The organism is Pseudomonas sp. NPDC087346, assembly GCF_044744235.1.
Classification (GTDB): Bacteria; Pseudomonadota; Gammaproteobacteria; order Pseudomonadales; family Pseudomonadaceae; genus Aquipseudomonas.
Genome location: NZ_JBIUXX010000116.1, coordinates 1,737 through 7,782, shown reverse-complemented (window position 1 = coordinate 7,782; position 6,046 = coordinate 1,737). Strand labels below are relative to the sequence as shown.

The window sequence follows — 6,046 nt, the reverse complement described above, 5'->3', positions numbered from 1 at the left end:
AGCGATCGGTCTCCCCCAGAAACACATCTTCGTATGTCCGCACCAGCGAGCTTAGACTCACTCGATTGGTGTGGGAGCAACATACAAGGAGCTGCGGCACGCTGCGATCTTTTGATCTTAAAAGCCCAAAGTCAAAAGATCGCAGCGTGCCGCAGCTCCTACAGTGGAATTGTGGGGGCGGGGAATTGCGGGCAAAAAAACGCCCCGAACCAGTCGGGGCGTCAGTCTTGTGGCTTTGCGGTTAGCTTTCTATTCGATCCGCAAAGGCCGTTTGCTCAGGCGAGGCAGAATCAGTGGAACTGTTCTTCTTCGGTCGAACCGGTCAGCGCGGTTACCGAGGACGAGCCGCCCTGAATCACGGTGGTCATGTCGTCGAAGTAGCCGGTGCCCACTTCCTGCTGGTGAGCCACGAAGGTGTAACCCTTGGAGGCGTCAGCGAATTCCTGCTCTTGCAGCTTCACGTAGGCAGTCATTTCGTTGCGGGCGTAGTCGTGCGCCAGGTTGAACATGCTGTGCCACATGTTGTGAATGCCGGCCAGGGTGATGAACTGGTGCTTGTAACCCATGGCGGACAGTTCGCGCTGGAACTTGGCGATGGTCGCGTCGTCCAGGTTTTTCTTCCAATTGAAGGAAGGCGAGCAGTTGTACGACAGCAGTTGGTCCGGGTATTCCTTTTTGATCGCTTCAGCGAAGCGACGTGCTTCGTCCAGATCCGGCTTGGCGGTTTCGCACCAGATCAGGTCGGCGTACGGAGCGTAAGCCAGGCCACGGGCGATTGCCTGGTCCAGACCGGCGCGAACCTTGTAGAAGCCTTCCTGAGTGCGCTCGCCAGTCACGAATGGCTGGTCGTACGGGTCGCAATCGGAAGTCAGCAGGTCAGCGGCGTTAGCATCGGTACGCGCCAGAATGATGGTCGGAGTACCGGCAACGTCAGCAGCCAGACGTGCAGCAGTCAGCTTCTGTACGGCTTCCTGGGTTGGCACCAGAACCTTGCCGCCCATGTGGCCGCATTTCTTCACGGAAGCCAGTTGGTCTTCGAAGTGAACGCCGGCGGCGCCTGCTTCGATCATGCTCTTCATCAGCTCGTAGGCGTTCAGTACGCCGCCGAAACCGGCTTCAGCATCAGCCACGATCGGTGCGAAGTAGTCGATGTAACCATCGTCGCCCGGGTTCTTGCCGGCTTTCCACTGGATCTGGTCAGCACGACGGAACGAGTTGTTGATGCGCTTGACCACGGTTGGAACCGAGTCCACCGGGTACAGCGACTGATCCGGGTACATCGATTCGGCGGAGTTGTTGTCCGCAGCAACCTGCCAGCCAGACAGGTAAATCGCCTGGATACCGGCTTTAACCTGCTGAACAGCCTGACCGCCGGTCAGGGCGCCCATGCAGTTGACGAAGTCTTTCTCTGGACGGAAGGACGGCTTGGCACCCTGGGTAACCAGGTTCCACAGCTTCTCGGCGCCCATTTTTGCAAGGGTGTGCTCAGGTTGAACCGAGCCACGCAGGCGGACGACGTCAGCAGCGGAGTAAGCGCGTGTCACGCCTTTCCAGCGCGGGTTTTCAGCCCAGTCTTTTTCGAGGGCTGCAATTTGCTGTTCGCGTGTCAGTGCCATGGAGATAAACCTCGTCGCGTCTTTATGAAAAGTTGTTCTGCGGTGGAAAATTCCTGCGCTCGCTGACCAAAAGCTTAGGTGGTCAAGTCGGATTCGGCGGGGTAGGCGACGGGATGAACGATGGGCTCGAGGGGAAGTGAGCAGGTAAAGGCGAACTGGCGGGCGTACTCCGGGCATCGTGGGCCTTTCATACGAACTACAGTGTGATGCCGGGTTACCTAGTTACGCTTCCGTCCCTCGGGACAACTTCGTTCCAGTCGACAACCTCGTCAAACACACCTTGTGGGCGGTACAGACACGAAGCGGTTCGCGGGGGTAGGTGCGAACATCGCTTCGAAGGCCCTTGCCAGGGCCTCTGATTAGCGGGAGCGAGGCCATCATGCCTTTGCTTTTTTGCCTCGTCAAACGTTTTGTAGTGCTTTTTTTCAAGCACTACATCTTTCGTCTAATACGACTAATCAGTCAGTTTTCGGTGCTTTAGTCCAGCGTCTCGACTTTGACCCGCAAGGTCATGTCATCCCGGCCCTGAGTAGAGTAGCTGCGGGTCTGGCTCTGTTTGTCGGCCTGGGTTTCGCGATTCACTCCGGCCAGGGTGATCCACTCGCCGAGACGCCCCGTGACAGTTGTGTCGGTGCTTTGCACGTTCACTACATCGGGACGTTCCTGGCTCATACGGTCACTGTTGGTACTGATCGCCAGGTGAACGGTTTCACCGGTAACGCTGGCAGTGACGTAGAAGCCCTGCGTGACGTTTCGGTATTGGGTCTGGCTGCTGTAATCGCCGTAGGAATTGCTCTGGCTGCTGGTGATCGGCACGCTCTGGCCGACCTGAATCAGCGCGGGCGCACCTTCGCTGGCCTGGATCTGCTGAATGCCGCCATCGCGGCTGGCGGTGCTGTAATTGATGATTCTGGTTTGTTGATCGCCGGTGTTCTGCTGATTGTTTTCGTTGGTGTCGACGGTGATCAGCAGGCGTTTCGGCGCAGTATCCAGTTGCGTCAGCAGGGCTTTGAGTTCCTGGATCTTGTCTGGCTCGGCCTTGACGATCAGTTGATTGCCATAGGCGCTGACCTGGCCGTCTCTGCCGATGAAGTCTTGCGCCATCGGCAGCATGTCGGCGCTGGTGCGGTACTTGAGGGGCACGATTTCTGTGGCTGCCATCACCGAAAGGCTGCAACCGAGCAGCAGGGTGGTGAGCAGGGTGCGTAGGGACATGTCCGTTATCTCCGCGTTCTAAAGGCTTGATATTGCCAGTTTGTCGGCCTCGGGTGGGGCAAGTTGAATCGTAGACAGCAAAACGCCCCGACATCGTTTGATGTCAGGGCGTTTTGTGTTGTGCTTTCGGGCCCCTTCGCGAGCAGGCTCGCTCCCACAGTTGGAATGCATTTCCCTGTGGGAGCGAGCCTGCTCGCGAAAGCCGCGCCGCGGGTTCAGGCCGAATGCCGAACCATATCCACATGCGGTATCCCGGCTTCCAGAAATTCCTCGCTGACCAGGCTGAAACCCAAGCGCTCATAGAACGCCGTGGCCTGCACCTGGGCGCTGAGCATTTGCTGTTGCAAACCACGCGCTTCAGCTTCGGCGATCACCGCTTGCATCAGTGCATCACCGACCTTCATGCCGCGCCAGTCCTTCAGTACCGAAACCCGACCGATGTGCCCGTCGGGCAGCAGGCGAGCGGTACCTATCGGAAAGTCGCCTTCGAAGGCCAGAAAATGCACCGCTGTAGCGTCGTCGGCATCCCACTCAAGCTCAGGCGGAACCGATTGCTCGGCGATGAACACCGTTTCACGAATGCGCCGGATCTCGGCGATGTCCTTTTGCCAGTCTGCGACACGTACGCGAATCTTATTCATCGGCGAACCCCAGGCTCCCTTGCTTGACCAGTTCGCACAGCAGGCCGCGGCCGTCTTCGTCGATCAGCCACTCACCGAGGTTATCGGTGTGCAGGGCGTCGGCGGCGCAGATCATTTTCAGCAGTTCGCGCAGTTTGCCCGGCAGATAGCGGCTCTGGCCGCTGGCGAACAGCAGCAGGTCGTCATCGACTTCCGACCAGGCGAGGCGGGCGCTTGGGTTGCGAACCAGGATCGCGCCTTGCTCCAGTGCGCTGAGCACGTCGTCTTCGGCCAGATCGTCCGGGCCGGTAACCAGTTCCGGGTAGCGCGGTTCGGTCATGTACTGGCCGAACCAGGTCAGCAGCAGGCGCTCGTCGCTCATGTGTTCGGCGAGCAGGCTTTTCAGGCGATCCAGTGCATCGTGTTGAATCTGATGCGGATCGGCTGCCGGCTGCGCATCGGCGTCGGTGTAGCGCTCTTCGTCAGTCAGGAACTGGCTGAGGAAGTCGGTGAAGTGGGTCAGCACTTCGGAGGCGCTTGGTGCGCGGAAGCCGACCGAGTAGGTCATGCATTCATCCACGGCCACGCCGCAGTGCGCCAGACGTGGCGGCAGGTAGAGCATGTCGCCCGGTTCCAGCACCCATTCAGCGGTTTCTTCGAATTCGGCGAGGATGCGCAGGTCTGCGTGTTGCAGCAGCGGGCTCTCGGAATCGCACATCTGGCCGATTTTCCAGTTGCGCTTGCCGTGACCTTGCAGCAGGAACACGTCGTAGTTGTCGAAGTGCGGACCAACGCTGCCACCTGGGGCGGCGTAGCTGATCATCACGTCGTCAACGCGCCAGCTCGGCAGGAAGCGGAAGTTTTCTAGCAGTTCACTGACTTCCGGCACGAACTGGTCGACCGCTTGCACCAGCAGGGTCCACTCGGTTTCTGGCAATTTGCTGAATTCGTCTTCGGCGAACGGGCCACGGCGCAGCTCCCACGGACGCTCGCCGTGTTCGATCACCAGGCGCGATTCGATTTCTTCTTCCAGAGCCAGGCCAGCCAGCTCGTCGGCGTCGATCGGGCTTTCGAAGTCAGGAATCGCCTGACGAATCAGCAGCGGTTTTTTCTGCCAGTAGTCGCGCAGGAATTCGCGCGCCGTGAGACCGCCCAGAAGTTGAAGAGGAATATCGGAATTCATATGTAACCTATTGAAAAAAAGCACTTTTCAGACGGGAATAAAAACGCCCGGCGCGGCCGGGCGTCTCAAACGGTTCAAGCGGTCGATCAGATGCGTTTGGCTTGCGCTACAGCGTTGCCGATGTAGTTGGCCGGGGTCAGCAATTTCAGCTCGGCTTTCGCTTCGGCTGGCATGTCCAGGCCGTCGATGAAAGTCTGCAGCGCTTCAGGGCTGATGCCCTTGCCGCGCGTCAGTTCTTTCAGCTTCTCGTACGGGTTTTCGATGTTGTAGCGGCGCATCACGGTCTGGATCGGCTCGGCCAATACTTCCCAGCAAGCGTCGAGGTCAGCGGCAATCTTCTGCGCGTTCAGCTCAAGCTTGCTGATGCCTTTTAGGCTGGCTTCGTACGCGATCACGCTGTGGGCGAAGCCGACACCGAGGTTGCGCAGTACGGTGGAGTCGGTCAGGTCGCGCTGCCAGCGGGAGATCGGCAGTTTGCTCGCCAGGTGCTGGAACAGTGCGTTGGCGATGCCCAGATTGCCTTCGGAGTTTTCGAAGTCGATCGGGTTGACCTTGTGCGGCATGGTCGACGAACCGATTTCACCAGCGATGGTGCGCTGCTTGAAGTAACCCAGGGAGATGTAGCCCCAGATATCACGGTCGAAGTCGATCAGGATGGTGTTGAAGCGCGCGATGGCGTCGAACAGCTCGGCGATGTAGTCGTGCGGCTCGATCTGCGTGGTGTAAGGGTTGAAACCCAGACCCAGCTCGTCTTCGATGAAGGCGCGGGCGTTTTCTTCCCAGTCGATCTGCGGGTAGGCCGACAGGTGAGCGTTGTAGTTGCCGACAGCGCCGTTGATCTTGCCCAGCAGCGGAACGGCAGCGACTTGAGCGATCTGACGCTCCAGACGGTAAACCACGTTTGCCAGCTCTTTACCCAGAGTGGTCGGCGAAGCCGGTTGACCGTGGGTGCGCGACAGCATTGGCACGTCAGCGAAACGGATGGCCAGTTCGCGGATGGCGTTGGCAGTCTGACGCATCAGCGGCAGCATCACGTCGTCACGGCCTTCGCGCAGCATCAGGGCGTGGGACAGATTGTTGATGTCTTCGCTGGTGCAGGCAAAGTGGATGAACTCACTGACCTTGGCCAGTTCCGGCAGCTTGGCCGCCTGCTCTTTGAGCAGGTATTCAATCGCCTTGACGTCGTGGTTGGTGGTGCGCTCGATCTCTTTGACGCGCTCGGCGTGCTCCAGAGCGAAATTTTCTGCCAGCTCGTTCAGCACAGCGTTGGCTTCGGCGGAAAACGCCGGCACTTCGCTGATGCCTGGGTGGGCGGCCAGGCGCTGGAGCCAGCGCACTTCAACCAGAACGCGGGCACGGATCAGACCGTACTCGCTGAAAATCGGGCGCAGGGCCTGGGATTTGACGGCGTA

The 6,046-nt window shown here is 59.1% G+C and carries 5 protein-coding genes; all 5 read right to left on the bottom strand.

Annotated features, from left to right (window positions below):
- Positions 1-290 precede the first annotated feature (290 nt).
- Positions 291-1,616 carry an isocitrate lyase gene (gene aceA, locus ACIOZM_RS30720; protein ID WP_401221226.1) on the bottom strand — a complete coding sequence of 442 codons (1,326 nt, stop codon included), beginning with the start codon at positions 1,614-1,616 and terminating at the stop codon, positions 291-293.
- A 477-nt stretch (positions 1,617-2,093) separates the two neighbouring features.
- Positions 2,094-2,831, bottom strand: coding sequence for a secretin N-terminal domain-containing protein (locus ACIOZM_RS30715; protein WP_401221223.1), 738 nt, complete (start codon positions 2,829-2,831; stop codon positions 2,094-2,096).
- Between the two features lie 215 nt (positions 2,832-3,046).
- On the bottom strand, positions 3,047-3,472 hold the full coding sequence (locus ACIOZM_RS30710; protein WP_095138930.1) for a GNAT family N-acetyltransferase: 426 nt from the start codon (positions 3,470-3,472) through the stop codon (positions 3,047-3,049).
- Positions 3,465-4,634 carry a JmjC domain-containing protein gene (locus ACIOZM_RS30705; protein ID WP_401221220.1) on the bottom strand — a complete coding sequence of 390 codons (1,170 nt, stop codon included), beginning with the start codon at positions 4,632-4,634 and terminating at the stop codon, positions 3,465-3,467. Before ACIOZM_RS30705 ends, ACIOZM_RS30710 begins: the two co-directional genes overlap by 8 nt.
- 86 nt (positions 4,635-4,720) lie before the next feature.
- On the bottom strand, positions 4,721-6,046 hold a 1,326-nt coding region (purB, locus tag ACIOZM_RS30700), incomplete at its 5' end, for an adenylosuccinate lyase (RefSeq protein ID WP_401221217.1).